This window comes from Paraburkholderia sp. BL6665CI2N2, assembly GCF_004366535.1.
GTDB lineage: Bacteria > Pseudomonadota > Gammaproteobacteria > Burkholderiales > Burkholderiaceae > Paraburkholderia.
The window spans coordinates 6,205,450-6,221,064 of sequence record NZ_SORC01000001.1 but is presented as its reverse complement, the minus strand read 5'-3'; the positions used below and the strand labels follow the sequence as shown (position 1 = coordinate 6,221,064).

Here is a 15,615-nt window from a genome sequence, read left to right as displayed (position 1 = left end):
TGGCGCGCAAGGCGCGATCACGGGCTTTCACAGGTTCGTAGACGGCGGCGCTTCTTGCGGTCTTCCGCGCCCGCCGCGAATGTAGCTCCCCTTCTCCAGCTTTTGCCCGCCAGCAACGCCGTGTCCGGTTGCCGCGCGCGCGTCGAGACCGCTTCCGACACGCCTATGCGAGTTGGTTCCGATCCCGTTCACGCGGCGGCTATTCGATGCCGCCACCGGTGACGGATGCCTCAAGTCACATTTTCCGAATCGAGCCGCTGCAAAAAGTGCGTCGATTCTGCTCACCTATAAGCACCAGCCGAGTGCAGTCCCGATCATTCATGCCGTCGCCTAGGTACCAATTACTTTTATTACATTTATGAAGCGTACTTTTTACCGATTGAATGGCCGCGTTTTGGGTCTTAGCCTAATCTGAGAATATTCAGACGTTTAAAACCGCTTCGCTGGAGACGATCATGCGTCACCGCGCACATGCTCTGCCGCCGATGCCTCGCATCGTCGTCTACGGTCTGGCCTTTTCAGACAGTCGAGGTGCCTTGCGATTCTTCTTTGTCAGCGGTCTGCTCCGCACGCCCGGCTTCGGCGTGATCGAACATGTAGCGTGGCTGCGAAGCATGCACCCGGCTTTGTCGCAGCATCTCGCGCTGCTGGAGAGTAACGCCGCGTGCGCGGTGCGCGCCGTGATCCTTCGCGAGTGCGATGCTCAGGCGGAATGCGCCGGCCTTCCCTTCAAGGCGCAACTGGATGACAACGTGCGCTTCGAGACCATCCGTCTGACGCGCGGCGGCCATACGCTGCTCAACATGCGCTGCGGAACGGTGGCCGAACGGGCAAGCCTGAATGCCGATGTCGTCGGCGTAGCGGTTCTGTGTGCGGAAGATCTCGCGGTCCGGCGTGAATTACTGAAGAAACGCGCGTCGCACACTGCCCTGCGCACCAGCGTGATCGTGCTGTTGCGCAGGGAATGGGAGCGCGGCCGTCATCACCCGCTCAACGCCCGGGCATTGTGTTTCCTGTTCAGCCGTGCGTTTCCGTCCGCGTGGCGCCGGCTCGTGCAACTGCCCAAGATTGAAATGCCGGCAACGGATGCGACACCGGCCGAGGCGCTGTGCCTGCTCATGAACCAGGCCCGCGCGGCGCGCGTGTCTGTGCCCGCAAACCCGGAGTGCGCAGACCGGCCTTTCCGCAGAAGGGGCATTGCCGCGACGAACCAGATCAAGTCCGTGTCCGGCAACGACTTGTTGCGGATGGAGAGCGATGAACGGACGCTCCAACACGAAGGAAGGCGAAACGGCACGCGGCGCGACCGCGCCGTGAACCCGCATCTAGTTTTAGTAAAGGCGCGGCCATCCTCATTAGCGAGCCGACCATGATCGATGCTCACGCTTGCCGACAAGCGATAGCCAGACAACCGCGGCAGCCGGGCAAAACTCAATTGGTTAGGCGCCCACGACACGATGACTTTCGTCATCGTCAACAAATCAGACCTTGGCGCGGGATACCCTGCAGATCGGCCGCTATCGTCTGACGCCGCTCGGGTCGGCTCCCTATGGCGCACCGACCGTGTTCCACAACGTCGCCCTGTTCCCCCTGAACAGCCGCTGCTCTCCGGCCGTGGATTTTGGCGCATGACGGGCGCCCGCTGCGATACCCCTGACCTTCGCGCTCTGCTTTATGCGCGGCGACCGACGCGCCGCCGCATGCCACCCAGGACATCGCGCATGGCGGCCCACCCCGACCGCGTACAATAGCGCCTTATCCAACGCCTTCCGGCAACCTCAATGTCCTTCGATTTCTTCCTCCCTTGCCCACGCGGCCTTGAAGCCTCGCTCGCGGCCGAACTCGCCGAAATAGCTGCGAAACACCTGAACGGCGCGCCGTTCACGGCCGGCACACAAGTGCCGGGCGGCGTGCATTTCCGCGGAGGCTGGGCTGCCGGCATGGCCGCCAACCTGTATTCGCGCCTCGCGAGCCGCGTGCTGCTGAAGATCGCGCACCGCCCGTATCGCAGTGAACAGGACGTGTATGCGCTTGCGGTCGAGCAGCGTTGGGAACAATGGTTCTCGGCGAATGAAACGCTGCGCGTGGACGTCACCGCGATCAAATCGCCGCTGCGCAGCCTCGAATTCACGACGCTGCGCGTCAAGGATGCGATCTGCGATCGTCTGCGCGAAGTGAGCGGGGCGCGTCCGAACATCGACACCGCCATGCCCGACGTGCGCGTGTTCGCCTTTCTTACGGCCACCGACTGCACGCTGTACCTCGACACCTCGGGTGACCCGCTGTTCAAGCGCGGCTGGCGGCTCGACAAGGGCGCGGCGCCGCTGCGCGAGAATCTGGCCGCGGGCATTCTGCGCCTGACCGGCTGGACCGCGGGCACGCCGCTGTACGACCCGATGTGCGGCAGCGGCACCTTCCTCGCGGAAGCGGCGCAAGTGGCGTTGAATATCGCGCCGGGCGCGGAACGCCGCTTCGGCTTCGAGAAGCTCAAGCAGTTCGAAGCCAGAACCTGGCAAACGCTGAAGGCCGCCGCGCTCGACGCCAAGCACGCCGCGCGCAATTCGCGCGCCGATCTGCAAATCTTCGGCAGCGATATTTCCGGCGACATGCTCGACAAGGCGCGCGCCAACTTCCAGCGCGCCGGCTTGCCGAACATTCCGCTCAAACAGGTCGACGCGCGCGGCATGACGCCGCCGACCTCCGATGCGGGTATTCTCGTCGCCAATCCACCGTATGGCGAACGGATCGAAGTGCGCGGGCGCAATGCTCGCGGCGAGCTTCGCGAAGGCCGTGGCAATCGTGAGAACCGCGAAGACGAGGGCTTTCGCCGCGTTCAGGAAGAAGCGCCGGACAGCGAATTTTTCCAGTCGCTTGGCGATGCGCTCAAGCAGCGTTTCACCGGTTGGCACGCGTTCATCCTGACGTCGGACCGCAAGCTGCCGGGTCAGTTGCGTCTGCGTGAATCGACCAAGACGCCGCTCTTTAACGGCGCGCTCGAATGCCGGCTGTTCCGCTTCGATCTGATCGCTGGCAGTGTGCGGCAGCGTCCGCAAAGCGATACGCCGGCGGCTTGAGGCCGGTCAATCGCTCATCGTAAAACCTGGAACGTGGTGGACGCGGGGTCGTGGTCGAGCACCGATCGTCGCGCGATCGTGCCGACTCCGCGTCATGATTTTCCCTGTCGTCGAGCGGATTTGGCGCGTTGCTCGGCTCTTGACGCGAGTTCCTTCGTAGCACGCGCCGTCGCAATGGCGAGCACGGCGGCAACCGACGCGACGGCGGCGGCACTGTGACGTTGCCGTGCGCCCATGGCCTTCATGCAGATCTCGATGCATGCTCCGCAGATCGCTACATTTTTCGGTCCGATGATGATCGTCATGGCTTCGCACTCATCCGATCCGCAAAAGTTGCACACCCACTTCCCGTCGCAGGTTTTCATATTCGTTCACCGTGTAAGAGGTGCACTCCACCGCCACGCGAGCCTGCAGTGCGGGTTCCGCGAGACGTGAAATCGCACTCGCGCGTTCGACGCTGAAAGACTACGCGGCGCTGCGCTCCGCGAGCCGATGATTGCCGATTCGTTCGACTTCGCAGAGCCCGTTGATTACGCAGAGCTGACCAATCAATCCCTTGTAGGTCAGGCCTGTGCCGTGAAGCTGTTCAGCGGTGATACAACCACTCGTACTGCCGATGAACACCCACTCGTACTGCCGATGAACACCCAGTACTGCAATGGCGCGTTGCTAAAGCCGATCTCTCCGGCGTCGACGATTACGCCGAAATATTTCTGTGCGCGGTAGTGATCGGGGCGAGCGTTTTTGTCGTCGTCCGCCTTCCATTCTTCAATGAAGCTGTCGTAACGATTCGCGCATAGGGCGACGAAGCCGTATCGCCAGGCGTTATTGAACATCGTTTCCAGAAGTACCTGCCGTGCGCCTTTATCGCAGTCGAGGAACGCGTGCATGAGGCAATCGATATCGTCGGCGAACAACCATTCGTCCGACTGCGCGAGGGATGCCGCGGTTTCGTCTCCGTCAATACTGATGGCGAATCGCGGACGTCCGATCCGGTCGACGTACTCCTCGAATTGCGCGCCGCTCGTGAGAATCGATCTAAAGACGTGCGCTGGGGTATTCATCATTTTTCGGCACCTCACGCTGTTTCGCGTTTGAAACAATCCGCAAATAGGAAGCTACCGTAATTATCGTATGCAGAAAAGAAGTGATTGTAAATTGAATGGACTGTGTGATAGCGAAGAGCCCACAAGTACGGTGAACGCGATTAGCGGCTGAATGAAAATCGCCGTAAAGAAATGTCCAAAGATCGGTCTGCAAACTGTTTGCGCACTTGATTGCTTTTCGATCAGTCAGTGAGTACTCTGAATTTGGATGAGCCGAAAACCGTGCTCCTCGTAACGCGATCAGGCGCTTCCCCGAGCGCCGTCATCCATTGGTCGCGAACGAATTGCGCCCGCCGTAGTCGGGCGTTTTTTAAGCAGGCAGCGTCGAACACGCAGCGGCGTGTCGCTGCGCGCAAACGCATCTCCACTGCAAGGCACTGCGGATGATCAGCACTTCTGCATTATCCGCGCGCAGGCGGTGCGATCGATGCGCTACGTGTCGCAGCAGGCAGCGACGCCAACTGCTCTCGCGCAATGCCTGCAACACGATCGAAAGCCGCGCGATCACGAGCCGCTAACGGAGCCGCACTGAAACGGCTCGTCAACTTGAGTGGATCGGTTGGCTCGTTGTTCAGCCGCACCTCGAAATGCAGATGTGGACCGGTCGTCACGCCGGTCTGTCCCACTGCACCCAGTTGCTGCCCTTCACTCACGTGCGAGCCAACTCGCAAACCACTGGAGAAGGCTGAAAGATGCGCATAGTACGTCGTATAACCCTGCGCGTGGCGCAACACCACGTGCTTGCCGTAGCCGCTGCCATCGGCGCCGATGAATTGCACCGTCCCCGCAGATGCGGCAACGACCGGCGTACCCACGTGCGCGGTCAAGTCCACGCCGGTATGGAACAAATGCTCGCCCGTCACCGGGTGAATGCGATAACCGAAAGGCGAACTGATGCGGACATAGTTCAGCGGCATCGCGAAGGGCTGCGCCGCGAGGCGCGCGCCATCGAACGAAAAATAATCGCCATCCGTGTGCCCTGGCGCCACGAACCAGACCGCGCTGTACGTGTGTCCTGCCAAGGTGATTTCGACGGCACTCACACGCTTGCGTTGTGAGGCGGTTCCAGCGCTGCCCGTAGGTCCATAGACGATGCGATAGCCGTCACCCGGCTGAGCACGAGTCGACTCGTCGAGGCGTCCCGCAAAGATCCGCCGCAGTTGCGCGATCAGATCCGGAGGCAGTCCGGCTGCCACCCACGTATCGTGCAAACTGCCCTTGATCTGGCCGGTGTAGGTGCCGACATCGGCAGTCGGCATCACGAGCGAGCTTGCTGCGGAAAGCGTGCCGCCGCTGACGTCGGCAATGCTCTGAGCGCCCGGCCTCGTCGGCTGCACTACAACCCGCCCTGCCCATCCATGTATGACCGCCGTGGCCGTTGCCACACCAGCCACATGCGGATCGCACATGCCCGGTTTCGCGCGGCAAATCGATACGAGAACGGACTCGCCTGGCGATAACACGAAGGCTGGCTTTGCATGCAAATCGGCTTCTATGAGAGGCCGTGTTTGAGTGCCACCGGATTGAACCAGAGCGCGGGCAAGCGGCGCCGGGACCGCGGTACGGTTCGACAAAAACGGATGCGCGCCCAGCATGTCCCGCTCCACTGCAAAACCTTCCGTACCGGCCGATGCGGCCTGGCGGAGCGTCTTCGCCGCAGCACCCGACGCGACAGGCGCGCCCAACACGACCATGGTGCCGCCGAGCAAGACAGCACTCGCGGATGCAACCAGCGGGAATTTGCGTTTGACGTGAGCCGCATGGCTCATGTCAATGGAGTTGACCTGCTCGCGCGCGAGGATGTTACGTAGAAAAACCACATCACGTAGGAATCTCGCGGTTGAAAACAGAACGCCGCGGGCTTGAACGAAGGTGCGTTGACACCTGGAAATGGTGCGGAACAGATGAGCTTGCAACCAGGGAAGGTTGCGGCATCGGAGAGCACAGCCCGACAACAGAAGCAGTCAGGTTACCGGTAGGCTTTTACAAAAAACATGGCATTCGTCCTAAAAGCGGGCAGCGCGACGAACAACCGCGCTTTGCTGATGTGGCGTGCGCTACTGGGGAGAAAGCCGTTTCTCCATCGGACTAGTCACCGCCGCGTTCATCGCTCCTGCCATCTCCTACTGACACCACGCTGTCAGTAGCACCCCCGCACACTCCTTCTCACGCCATCCGGCGCTTTGCACGGCTTACCGCCATCCATAGGAGAGTGACATGTCCGCATCATCCAAAGTTGTTGCGTGGTTCGAGATTCCGTCCGTCGATTTCGATCGCGCCGTCCGTTTCTATGAAGCGGCGCTCGACATCAAACTGAATGTCCAGGAAATCGGCGGCCAGCCGATCGCCGTGTTCGGCTACGAGGAACCGGCCACCGGCGGCGCGATCGTCCATAGTCCGTCGATGACGCCCGCCGGCGACGGCGTGCTCGTCTATCTGAACGCGCAGCCGACCGTCGACGCCGCCCTCGCGCGCGTCGAGCAAGCCGGCGGCAAGACCGACGGCCCGGTGATCAAGCTGCCGCAAGACATCGGCTATATCGCGTTCTTCACCGACACGGAAGGCAACCGCCTCGGCCTGCATTCGCAGACCAACGGCTAAACGCAACGCAACACCACGTTCGTGCGCCGCGGTGGCTGAGCGCCCGCGCGCGAACGCCGACCGGAGCGCGGCATGCGGCGCTATCATCGCGGAACTGTCCCCGTCCTCTTCTACAAGACGCCCACGATGACGCGCCGCGCCGACCGCCTGTTTCAGATCGCCGAACTGCTGCGCGGACGGCGGCTGACCACCGCGCAACAACTTGCCGACTGGCTGCACATCTCGCTGCGCACGGTCTATCGCGACGTGCGCGACCTGCAACTGTCAGGGGTGCCGATCGAAGGCGAGGCCGGCATCGGCTACCGGCTGAGCCGCACGGCAAGCCTGCCGCCGCTCACCTTCACCGCCGACGAACTGGCCGCGCTCGCTGCGGGCGCGCGCATGCTCGAATCGTGGGGCGGCGCCGGCTTTGCGGGCGGCGCGCGCGGGGCGCTCGCCAAGATCGCCTCGGCCATGCCCGCCGACAAGCGCGCGGCATTGGAAAGGCTCGCCGTCTTCGCGCCGTCGTTTCACATCAAAGGGGATTTTTCCGCGCAGCTCGACGCGCTGCACCGCGCGATCGACACGCGGCATGTGGTGAGCTTTGCCTACGTCGATATGAACGGCGCGGCGACCGAGCGCCGCGTCTGGCCGCTCGCTCTCGCCTATTGGGGCGCGCGCTGGACGCTTGGAGCGTGGTGTGAATTGCGCGGCGATTTCCGCAATTTCGGGCTGGAGAAGATCGAGAATCTTCAGCTGCTCGAACAGTATCCGGATCAGGAAGGAAGGCGGCTTGCAGACCTGTTGCGGCATGTGAATGCGAAGCCGCGATAGGGCCGCTGTATCGAACCGGTGGAGACCAAACCGCCTTTGAGCGCGAGGATTCCAGCAGACAAGCCAGCGGTTCGCGGCCGCTTGCAAGGCGGGCCGCGAACTTTGAGCATGCGGTTATTCCACCGCTTTCACCATATCTTCGATCACCTTCTTCGCATCGCCGAACACCATCATCGTCTTGTCCATGTAGAACAGGTCGTTGTCGAGCCCGGCGTAGCCTGCGGCCATCGAGCGCTTGTTGACGATCACCGTGCGCGCCTTGTACGCCTCGATGATCGGCATACCCGCAATCGCCGACTTCGGATCGGTCTTCGCCGCCGGGTTCACCACGTCGTTCGCGCCGAGCACCAGCACTACATCGACCTGACCAAACTCGCCGTTGATGTCGTCCATTTCGTAGACCATGTCGTACGGCACTTCGGCTTCGGCGAGCAGCACGTTCATGTGACCCGGCATCCGTCCAGCCACAGGGTGAATCGCGTACTTCACCTCGATGCCCTTCTCCACCAGCTTGTCGGTCAACTCCTTCAACGCGTGCTGTGCGCGCGCGACGGCCAGACCATAACCCGGCACGATCACCACGGTTTCAGCATTGCCGAGCATGAACGACGCATCATCCGCGGAGCCGGATTTCACCGGACGCTGCTCCGCCGACCCGCCCGCCGCAGCCGCGCCCGGCTCATTGCCGAAGCCACCGAGAATCACGTTGAAGAACGAGCGGTTCATCGCACGGCACATGATGTACGACAGAATCGCACCCGACGAGCCCACCAGCGAGCCCGCGATGATCAGCATCGGATTGTTCAGCGAGAAGCCGATGCCCGCCGCCGCCCAGCCCGAGTACGAGTTCAGCATCGACACCACCACCGGCATATCCGCGCCGCCGATCGGAATGATGATCAGCACGCCGAGCACGAACGCGATCAGCGTCATGATGATGAACGGCAGCCAAGATTGCGTGAGGAAGAAGATCACGCCGAAGCCGAGCATCGCGAGCGCAAGCAGCAGGTTGATCAGATGCTGTCCGGCGTACACGACCGGTGCGCCCTGGAACAGCCGGAACTTGTACTTGCCCGACAGCTTGCCGAACGCAATCACCGAACCCGAGAACGTAATCGCGCCGACGAACGTGCCAATGAACAGCTCGACGCGATTGCCGTAAGGCAGGAAGCCTGGCGCGGTGTTCTCCGGATCAACAAGACCGAACGCGGCCGGCTCAGACACCACCGCATACGCAATACACACAGCGGCAAGACCGATCAGCGAGTGCATGGCCGCGACCAGTTCCGGCATCTTGGTCATCTCGACGCGAGCCGCGACGAACGCGCCGACCGCACCGCCGACCACCAGCGCAACCAGCAGCAGACCCAGCCCCAATCCGAGATTCGAACCGAGCCCATTAGCCTGCCTGACAATCAGCGCGATGGTCGTGAGGATCGCGATCGCCATCCCCGCCATGCCGAAAGTGTTGCCGATGCGCGCCGTCTTCGGATTCGACAGCCCCTTGAGCGCCTGAATGAAGCAGACCGACGCGACCAGATAAAGCAGCGTGACGACGTTCAGACTCATTACGCGTTCTCCTTGGCCGATTTGTCTGCGATCAGCTTCCTCGGCTCTTTCTTGCGGAACATCTCCAGCATTCGCCGGGTGACGAGAAAGCCGCCGAACACGTTCACTGCCGCGAGCGCGACCGCGAGCGTGCCGAAGAACTTGCCGGGTGTGCCCAAAGTGAGCCCCGCGGCCAGCATCGCGCCGACGATCACAATCGCCGAGATCGCATTGGTCACCGCCATCAGCGGCGTGTGCAGCGCGGGCGTGACGTTCCAGACCACGTGGTAGCCGACGTAGATCGCCAGCACGAAGATGATCAGATTGATGACGGTGTGGTTGATGACTTCCATGTCCGCACTCTCCTCTTAGGCCTTGCGCGTGACTTCGCCGTCACGGGCCAGCAACGTGGCCGCGACGATATCGTCCGCGAGATCGATGTTCAGGGCGCCTTCCTTCGTGATGATCAGCTTGAGGAAGTCGAGCAGGTTGCGTGCGTAGAGCGACGACGCGTCGGCAGGCACCATCGAGGCCAGATTCGTATAACCGACGATCGTCACGCCGTGCTTGATGACAACCTTGTCCGTCTCGGTGAGCGGACAGTTGCCGCCGCGCTGGCCTTCGTATTCAGCACCGCGTCCGGCTGCGAGGTCGACCAGCACCGAGCCGGGTTTCATCGCCTGCACGGTGTCGACCGAGATCAGCGTCGGTGCCGCGCGTCCCGGGATCAGGGCGGTGGAAATCACCACGTCGGCCTGTTTGGCGCGTTCGTGGACCAGCGCGGACTGACGCGTGAGCCAGGAAGGCGGCATCGGCCGTGCATAGCCGCCGACGCCTTGCGCGGCTTCGCGTTCCTCGTCGGTTTCGTAGGGCACGTCGAGAAACTTGGCGCCGAGCGATTCGATCTGCTCTTTTACGGCAGGACGCACATCGGAGGCTTCGATCACCGCGCCCAGGCGCTTGGCGGTCGCAATCGCCTGCAAACCGGCCACACCTGCGCCGAGAATCAGCACGCGGGCCGCCTTCACGGTGCCGGCGGCGGTCATCAGCATCGGCATGAAGCGCGGATAAAGCGTGGCGGCCAGTAGAACCGCCTTGTACCCCGCGATATTCGCCTGCGAGCTCAAAACATCGAGGCTCTGTGCGCGCGTGGTGCGCGGCGCGGCCTCTAAAGCGAACGCCGTGACGCCCGCCGCTGCCAGCTTTGATGAGTTTTCGGTATTAAACGGATCGAGCATGCCGACCAGCGTCGCGCCGCGTTTAAGCAGCGGCAACTCGGCATCGGTCGGCGACTGGACCTTCAGGACGAGATCGGCGCCGAAAGCGGTCGCCGCGTCGACGATCTCCGCGCCGGCGGCCGTAAAGGCATCGTCTGGAAAGCTGGCGCCGGTGCCGGCGCCGCTCTGGATCGTGACCCGGTGGCCCTGGGTCACATACTTCTTGACCGTTTCGGGCGTCGCGGCGACGCGGGTTTCGTGCGCGCGCGTCTCGGCTGGCACTCCGATGTGCATCTTGTTCCTCCTCGACTTCCTGTTTTACGACAGATCGGCCGACGAGGCACGCCGGCTTGCAGGTGCAACGGCTAACGCCTCACTTTAACCGAAAGAGGGGGGTGCGCAGAAATCGGGGACAATCCGGGGGTGCCCGGCGGACGGGGTCGGCCAGACCGCGCGCCGCCCGCTTCCCGGCAGGCGAGGCCCATAACCGGTAAAATGCGCACCCATGAAACCGGAAACCTGGCTGCCGCACGTCACCGTAGCGGCCATCGTCGAGCGTGACGGGCGCTTTCTCGTGGTGGAGGAACATACCGTTGACGGCCTGCGCCTGAACCAGCCCGCCGGCCATCTGGAAGCGGGCGAGACGCTGGTGGAAGCGGTGATCCGCGAAACGCTTGAGGAAACGGCCCATCCGTTTGCGCCCGAGGCGCTGGTGGGCATGTATATGACCCATTTCGAGCGGCCCGGCAGCGAGGGCGTCACCTACCTGCGCTTCACCTATTGCGGCGTGGGCGGCGAAGCTGATCCAGAGCGCGCCCTCGACCCCGACATCGTCCGCGCGTTGTGGATGAGCGCCGACGAATTGCGCGCCTGTCCGGAACGGCACCGCACGCCGCTCGTCATGCAATGTCTCGACGATTACCTCGCGGGCCGGCGTTTCCCGCTCGACTTCGTGCACACGCATTCGGTCGGGCCGAAAAGATAGCCGCAACGCGCGGCCAACCCACGATCCATGAAGTCACGCAGCACCCAGTGAGCATCTTATGAGCAAGCAGAAAGTCGTAGTAGGCATGTCGGGCGGCGTCGATTCGTCTGTTACCGCATGGCTGCTGAAGGAACAGGGCTACGACGTGGTCGGCCTGTTCATGAAAAACTGGGAAGACGACGACGACAGCGAATACTGCTCGACGCGGCAGGACTGGATCGACGTGGTTTCGGTGGCGGACCTGATCGGCATCGACGTCGAAGCGGTCAACTTCGCCTCGGAATACAAGGACCGCGTGTTCGCCGAATTCCTGCGCGAATACTCGGCCGGCCGCACGCCGAATCCGGACGTGCTCTGCAACGCCGAAATCAAGTTCAAGGCGTTCCTCGATCACGCCATGTCGCTCGGCGCGGAGACCATCGCGACCGGCCACTACGCGCGCGTGCGCGAGAACAACGGCCGCTTCGAGCTGCTGAAGGCGTTCGACCATACGAAAGACCAGTCGTATTTTTTGCATCGGTTGAATCAGGCGCAGTTGTCGAAGACGCTGTTTCCGCTCGGCGAGATTCCGAAAACCAAAGTACGCGAAATTGCCGAGCAGATCGCGTTGCCCAATGCGAAGAAGAAAGACTCGACCGGCATCTGCTTTATCGGCGAACGGCCGTTCCGCGACTTTCTGAACCGCTATCTGCCGACCAAGCCCGGCCCGATGAAAACCACCGACGGCAAAGTGGTCGGCGAACACATCGGCCTCGCGTTCTACACGTTCGGCCAGCGCAAGGGCATCGGCCTCGGCGGTAGCAAGGACGGCAGCGGCGAGCCGTGGTTCGTGGCCGGCAAGGACGTTCCGTCGAACACGCTGTATGTCGCCCAAGGCCACGATCACTCGTGGCTGCTCAGCCATACGCTGTCCGCAGGCAACACGAGCTGGGTGGCGGGCGAGCCGCCGGCGGACGGTTTCGCGTGCGCCGCGAAGACCCGTTACCGGCAAGCGGATGCGCCGTGCACGTTTAGCAGCGCGGGCAGCGGCGAAGGTCTCTTCGAGCTGAATTTCGACGCGGCGCAATGGGCTGTCACACCGGGGCAATCTGCGGTGCTCTACGATGGCGACGTGTGCCTCGGCGGCGGCATCATCGAACATGCGGTCACCGGACAGCCGGTCGCGCGCGAGCCGCAAAAAGCGGCGTTGCTGAACGCCCGTTGAGCTTCGCGTCCGATCGCGCGGCAACACAGCGTGGCGCCACACGTCGCAACTTCACGTTTCGACCTGCGCGGCGCGTGGCATCCACGCGCTCGCTCTTCCTGCCGCAACTAGCTTCACCATAACAAGCAGTCGTTCGTTTTCCTTCGCGGCGGATTCCGTCTGTGCCGGCAGCGCTGGCGATCCCGCCGTGACGATCCTCACTGCACTGGAGTTCCCATGTTTTCTCGACGTTATCTGGCCATGTGGTGCGCAGCCGTGCTGTTCGCTGTCTGCGCGGCGTTGGCCGACACGCATCACATCTCATGGTTCTGGATCATCGTGCCGCTTGCGCTGGTCGCGCTCGGCCTGTTCGACCTGACGCAGCAGCGCCACGCGATCCTGCGCAACTATCCGCTGTGGGGCCACTTCCGCTTTCTGTTCGAATTCATCCGCCCGGAAATCCGCCAGTATTTCGTCGAAGGCGACACCGACGAAAAACCGTTCTCACGCGCCCAGCGCAGCATCGTCTATCAGCGCGCGAAGAACGACGTCGACAGCCGCCCGTACGGCACCGAGCTCGACGTCAAAGCCACCGCGCACGAATGGATCAGCCACTCGCTCGCGCCGACCACGCTCGAGAATCACGACTTCCGCATCGTCGTCGGACCGGATCGCGCGCAGCCTTATTCCATGTCGATCTTCAATGTCTCGGCGATGAGCTTCGGCTCGCTGTCGGCGAACGCGATCATGGCGCTGAACCTCGGCGCGAAGAAAGGCAATTTCGCGCACGACACCGGCGAAGGCTCCATGTCGAAGTATCACCGCGAGCACGGCGGCGACATCATCTGGGAAATCGCTTCGGGCTATTTCGGCTGCCGCAACGACGACGGCAGCTTCAGCGCGGAGAAGTTCGCGAAGCAGGCGGCCGAGCCGCAAGTGAAGATGATCGAGGTGAAGCTCTCGCAAGGCGCGAAGCCAGGTCACGGCGGCGTGCTGCCGGCCGCCAAGATCACCCCGGAAATCGCGGAGACGCGCGGCGTGCCGATGGGCCGCGACTGCATCTCACCGGCCACGCACTCCGAGTTCTCGACGCCGCGCGGCCTGCTCGAATTCGTCGACCGGCTGCGCACGCTGTCGGGTGGCAAGCCGACCGGCTTCAAGCTGTGTATCGGACATCCGTGGGAGTTCTTCGGCATTGCCAAGGCGATGCTGGAGACGGGCATCCTGCCGGACTTCATTGTCGTGGACGGCGCGGAAGGCGGCACGGGCGCGGCGCCGCTCGAATTCACCGATCACGTCGGCGTGCCGTTGCAAGAGGGTCTGCTGCTGGTGCACAACACGCTAGTCGGCATCGGCTTGCGGCAACGTATTCGTATCGGCGCGAGCGGGAAGATGATCACCGCTTTCGACATCACCAGGACGCTCGCGATCGGCGCGGATTGGGTCAACGCGGCGCGCGGCTTCATGTTCGCGGTCGGCTGCATCCAGGCGCAGACCTGCCACACGGGGCGCTGCCCGACCGGCGTCGCGACGCAGGACCCGGTGCGCCAGCGCGCGCTGGCGGTTCTCGACAAGTCCGACCGCGTGTTCAACTTCCATCACAACACGCTGCACGCGCTGAAGGAGATCATTCAGGCTGCGGGGCTGAAGCATCCGGCGGAACTGCGCGCGCATCACATCGTGCGGCGCGTGTCGTCGCATGAAGTGCGGTTGATGTCGGAACTGCTGAAGTATCTCGAACCGGACGATCTGCTCAACGGCAACCATCGCTACTCGTTATTTGAGAAGTACTGGCCGATGGCGCAGAGCGATTCGTTCTCGCCGAAGGTGGAGTTGGCGGCGACCTGAGCCGGCGGCCGACATGGCCTGCAAGACGCACGACCGAAGACGAAGGGCCGCCACGCGCGGCCCTTTGCCGGCTGGAGCACGCTTGAACTCCCGTCCGACCCCGCAAAACGGACACCCCCCTCCCTTTCCGTTAAAATCTACGGTTTAGCACTTCGCTCCACGGCCAGCCCCGCGCGCTTCGGCGCTCACGGCGCGGCCTCATGCCCGAAAGGCACTTCATGCTCACGTTTCAGCAAATCATCCTGACAATGCAGTCCTATTGGGACAAGCAGGGTTGCGCGTTGCTCCAGCCGATCGACATGGAAGTCGGCGCGGGCACGTCCCACGTCCATACGTTCCTGCGCGCGGTCGGCCCCGAGCCGTGGCGCGCCGCGTACGTGCAACCGTCGCGCCGTCCGAAAGACGGCCGCTACGGCGAGAACCCGAACCGTCTGCAGCATTACTATCAGTACCAGGTGGTGCTCAAGCCGGCGCCGGAAAATATCCTCGAACTGTACCTCGGCTCGCTCGAAGCTCTCGGCTTCGACCTGAAGCAGAACGACGTGCGCTTCGTCGAGGACGACTGGGAAAATCCCACGCTCGGCGCCTGGGGTCTGGGTTGGGAAGTGTGGCTGAACGGTATGGAAGTGACCCAGTTCACGTACTTCCAGCAAGTGGGCGGTCTGGATTGCAAGCCGGTGCTCGGCGAAATCACGTACGGGCTGGAACGTCTCGCCATGTATCTGCAGAAGGTCGAGAACGTCTATGACCTCGTCTGGACCGAGTGGGAAGAGCAAGGCCCGAACGGCCCGGAACTGCGTCGCCTCACTTACGGCGACGTGTACCACCAGAACGAAGTCGAACAGTCCACCTACAACTTCGAATACGCGAACGTCGAACTGCTGTTTTCGATCTTCAACAGCTACGAGGCCGAAGCGAAGCGCATGATCGAAGCGCAGATCGCGTTGCCCGCCTATGAGCTCGTGCTAAAGGCCGGCCACACGTTCAACCTGCTCGATGCGCGCGGCGCCATCTCGGTCACGGAGCGCGCGGCATACATCGGCCGCATTCGCGCGCTGTCGAAGCTGGTCGCGCAGGCCTACTACGATTCGCGAGAAAAGCTCGGCTTCCCGATGCTCGGCAATCCGGTGCACGGCGTGCCCGGCCTCACGACCGACGAGCAGGACGCCGCGATGCCCGCCTGGGCGCCGCCGCTGAAAGTCGAACGCAAGATCGATCCGGACTGACGAGAACATCAAGA

Annotated in this window: 14 protein-coding genes; 8 read left to right on the top strand and 6 right to left on the bottom strand. The window is 62.7% G+C overall.

Annotated elements, in window-relative coordinates; translation table 11 throughout:
- The first annotated feature begins 455 nt into the window (after window positions 1-455).
- A complete protein-coding gene (locus tag B0G81_RS27990) occupies window positions 456-1,373 on the top strand; it encodes a hypothetical protein (protein ID WP_134139700.1) in 918 nt (305 codons plus the stop codon).
- A gap of 408 nt (window positions 1,374-1,781) precedes the next feature.
- A complete protein-coding gene (locus tag B0G81_RS27985; RefSeq protein ID WP_134139697.1) occupies window positions 1,782-3,074 on the top strand; it encodes a class I SAM-dependent RNA methyltransferase in 1,293 nt (430 codons plus the stop codon).
- Window positions 3,075-3,166: 92 nt separating this feature from the next.
- On the opposite strand, the gene B0G81_RS27980 is transcribed toward B0G81_RS27985, so the two are convergent.
- From B0G81_RS27980 to B0G81_RS27970, 3 genes are all read right to left on the bottom strand, one after another.
- Window positions 3,167-3,439 carry a ClpX C4-type zinc finger protein gene (locus B0G81_RS27980; RefSeq protein ID WP_134139694.1) on the bottom strand — a complete coding sequence of 91 codons (273 nt, stop codon included), beginning with the start codon at window positions 3,437-3,439 and terminating at the stop codon, window positions 3,167-3,169.
- Window positions 3,440-3,637: 198 nt separating this feature from the next.
- Window positions 3,638-4,141, bottom strand: coding sequence for a hypothetical protein (locus tag B0G81_RS27975; protein WP_134139691.1), 504 nt, complete (start codon window positions 4,139-4,141; stop codon window positions 3,638-3,640).
- A 440-nt stretch (window positions 4,142-4,581) separates the two neighbouring features.
- Window positions 4,582-6,000: a M23 family metallopeptidase gene (locus tag B0G81_RS27970; RefSeq protein ID WP_134139687.1), complete on the bottom strand. Its 1,419-nt coding sequence runs from the start codon at window positions 5,998-6,000 to the stop codon at window positions 4,582-4,584.
- A 397-nt stretch (window positions 6,001-6,397) separates the two neighbouring features.
- On the opposite strand from B0G81_RS27970, the gene B0G81_RS27965 reads away from it, so the two are divergent.
- Together B0G81_RS27965 and B0G81_RS27960 are read left to right on the top strand one after the other, a co-directional pair.
- Window positions 6,398-6,781, top strand: coding sequence for a VOC family protein (locus B0G81_RS27965; protein WP_134139685.1), 384 nt, complete (start codon window positions 6,398-6,400; stop codon window positions 6,779-6,781).
- Window positions 6,782-6,853: 72 nt separating this feature from the next.
- A complete protein-coding gene (locus tag B0G81_RS27960; RefSeq protein ID WP_134139683.1) occupies window positions 6,854-7,594 on the top strand; it encodes a YafY family protein in 741 nt (246 codons plus the stop codon).
- Between the two features lie 114 nt (window positions 7,595-7,708).
- Here B0G81_RS27960 and B0G81_RS27955 read toward each other — a convergent pair whose 3' ends face one another.
- The 3 genes from B0G81_RS27955 to B0G81_RS27945 are packed head-to-tail and all read right to left on the bottom strand — an operon-like array spanning window position 7,709 to window position 10,653.
- Window positions 7,709-9,163, bottom strand: coding sequence for an NAD(P)(+) transhydrogenase (Re/Si-specific) subunit beta (locus tag B0G81_RS27955; RefSeq protein ID WP_116118989.1), 1,455 nt, complete (start codon window positions 9,161-9,163; stop codon window positions 7,709-7,711).
- Entirely contained in the window at window positions 9,163-9,495 is a 333-nt protein-coding gene (locus B0G81_RS27950) for an NAD(P) transhydrogenase subunit alpha (protein WP_134139681.1), read from the bottom strand. Before B0G81_RS27950 ends, B0G81_RS27955 begins: the two co-directional genes overlap by 1 nt.
- Window positions 9,496-9,510: 15 nt before the next feature.
- A complete protein-coding gene (locus B0G81_RS27945) occupies window positions 9,511-10,653 on the bottom strand; it encodes a Re/Si-specific NAD(P)(+) transhydrogenase subunit alpha (RefSeq protein ID WP_116118988.1) in 1,143 nt (380 codons plus the stop codon).
- Window positions 10,654-10,864: 211 nt separating this feature from the next.
- On the opposite strand from B0G81_RS27945, the gene B0G81_RS27940 reads away from it, so the two are divergent.
- The 4 genes from B0G81_RS27940 to glyQ all read left to right on the top strand — a co-directional run bounded on the left by B0G81_RS27940 (window position 10,865) and on the right by glyQ (window position 15,601).
- Window positions 10,865-11,344, top strand: coding sequence for an NUDIX hydrolase (locus tag B0G81_RS27940; protein ID WP_134139678.1), 480 nt, complete (start codon window positions 10,865-10,867; stop codon window positions 11,342-11,344).
- Window positions 11,345-11,402: 58 nt separating this feature from the next.
- Entirely contained in the window at window positions 11,403-12,548 is a 1,146-nt protein-coding gene (gene mnmA, locus B0G81_RS27935; RefSeq protein ID WP_134139676.1) for a tRNA 2-thiouridine(34) synthase MnmA, read from the top strand.
- A gap of 216 nt (window positions 12,549-12,764) precedes the next feature.
- Window positions 12,765-14,375: an FMN-binding glutamate synthase family protein gene (locus B0G81_RS27930; protein ID WP_134139674.1), complete on the top strand. Its 1,611-nt coding sequence runs from the start codon at window positions 12,765-12,767 to the stop codon at window positions 14,373-14,375.
- 218 nt (window positions 14,376-14,593) lie between these two features.
- Complete coding sequence (gene glyQ, locus B0G81_RS27925; protein ID WP_106282303.1) at window positions 14,594-15,601, top strand: glycine--tRNA ligase subunit alpha; 1,008 nt, start codon at window positions 14,594-14,596, stop codon at window positions 15,599-15,601.
- The last annotated feature ends 14 nt before the right edge of the window (window positions 15,602-15,615 follow it).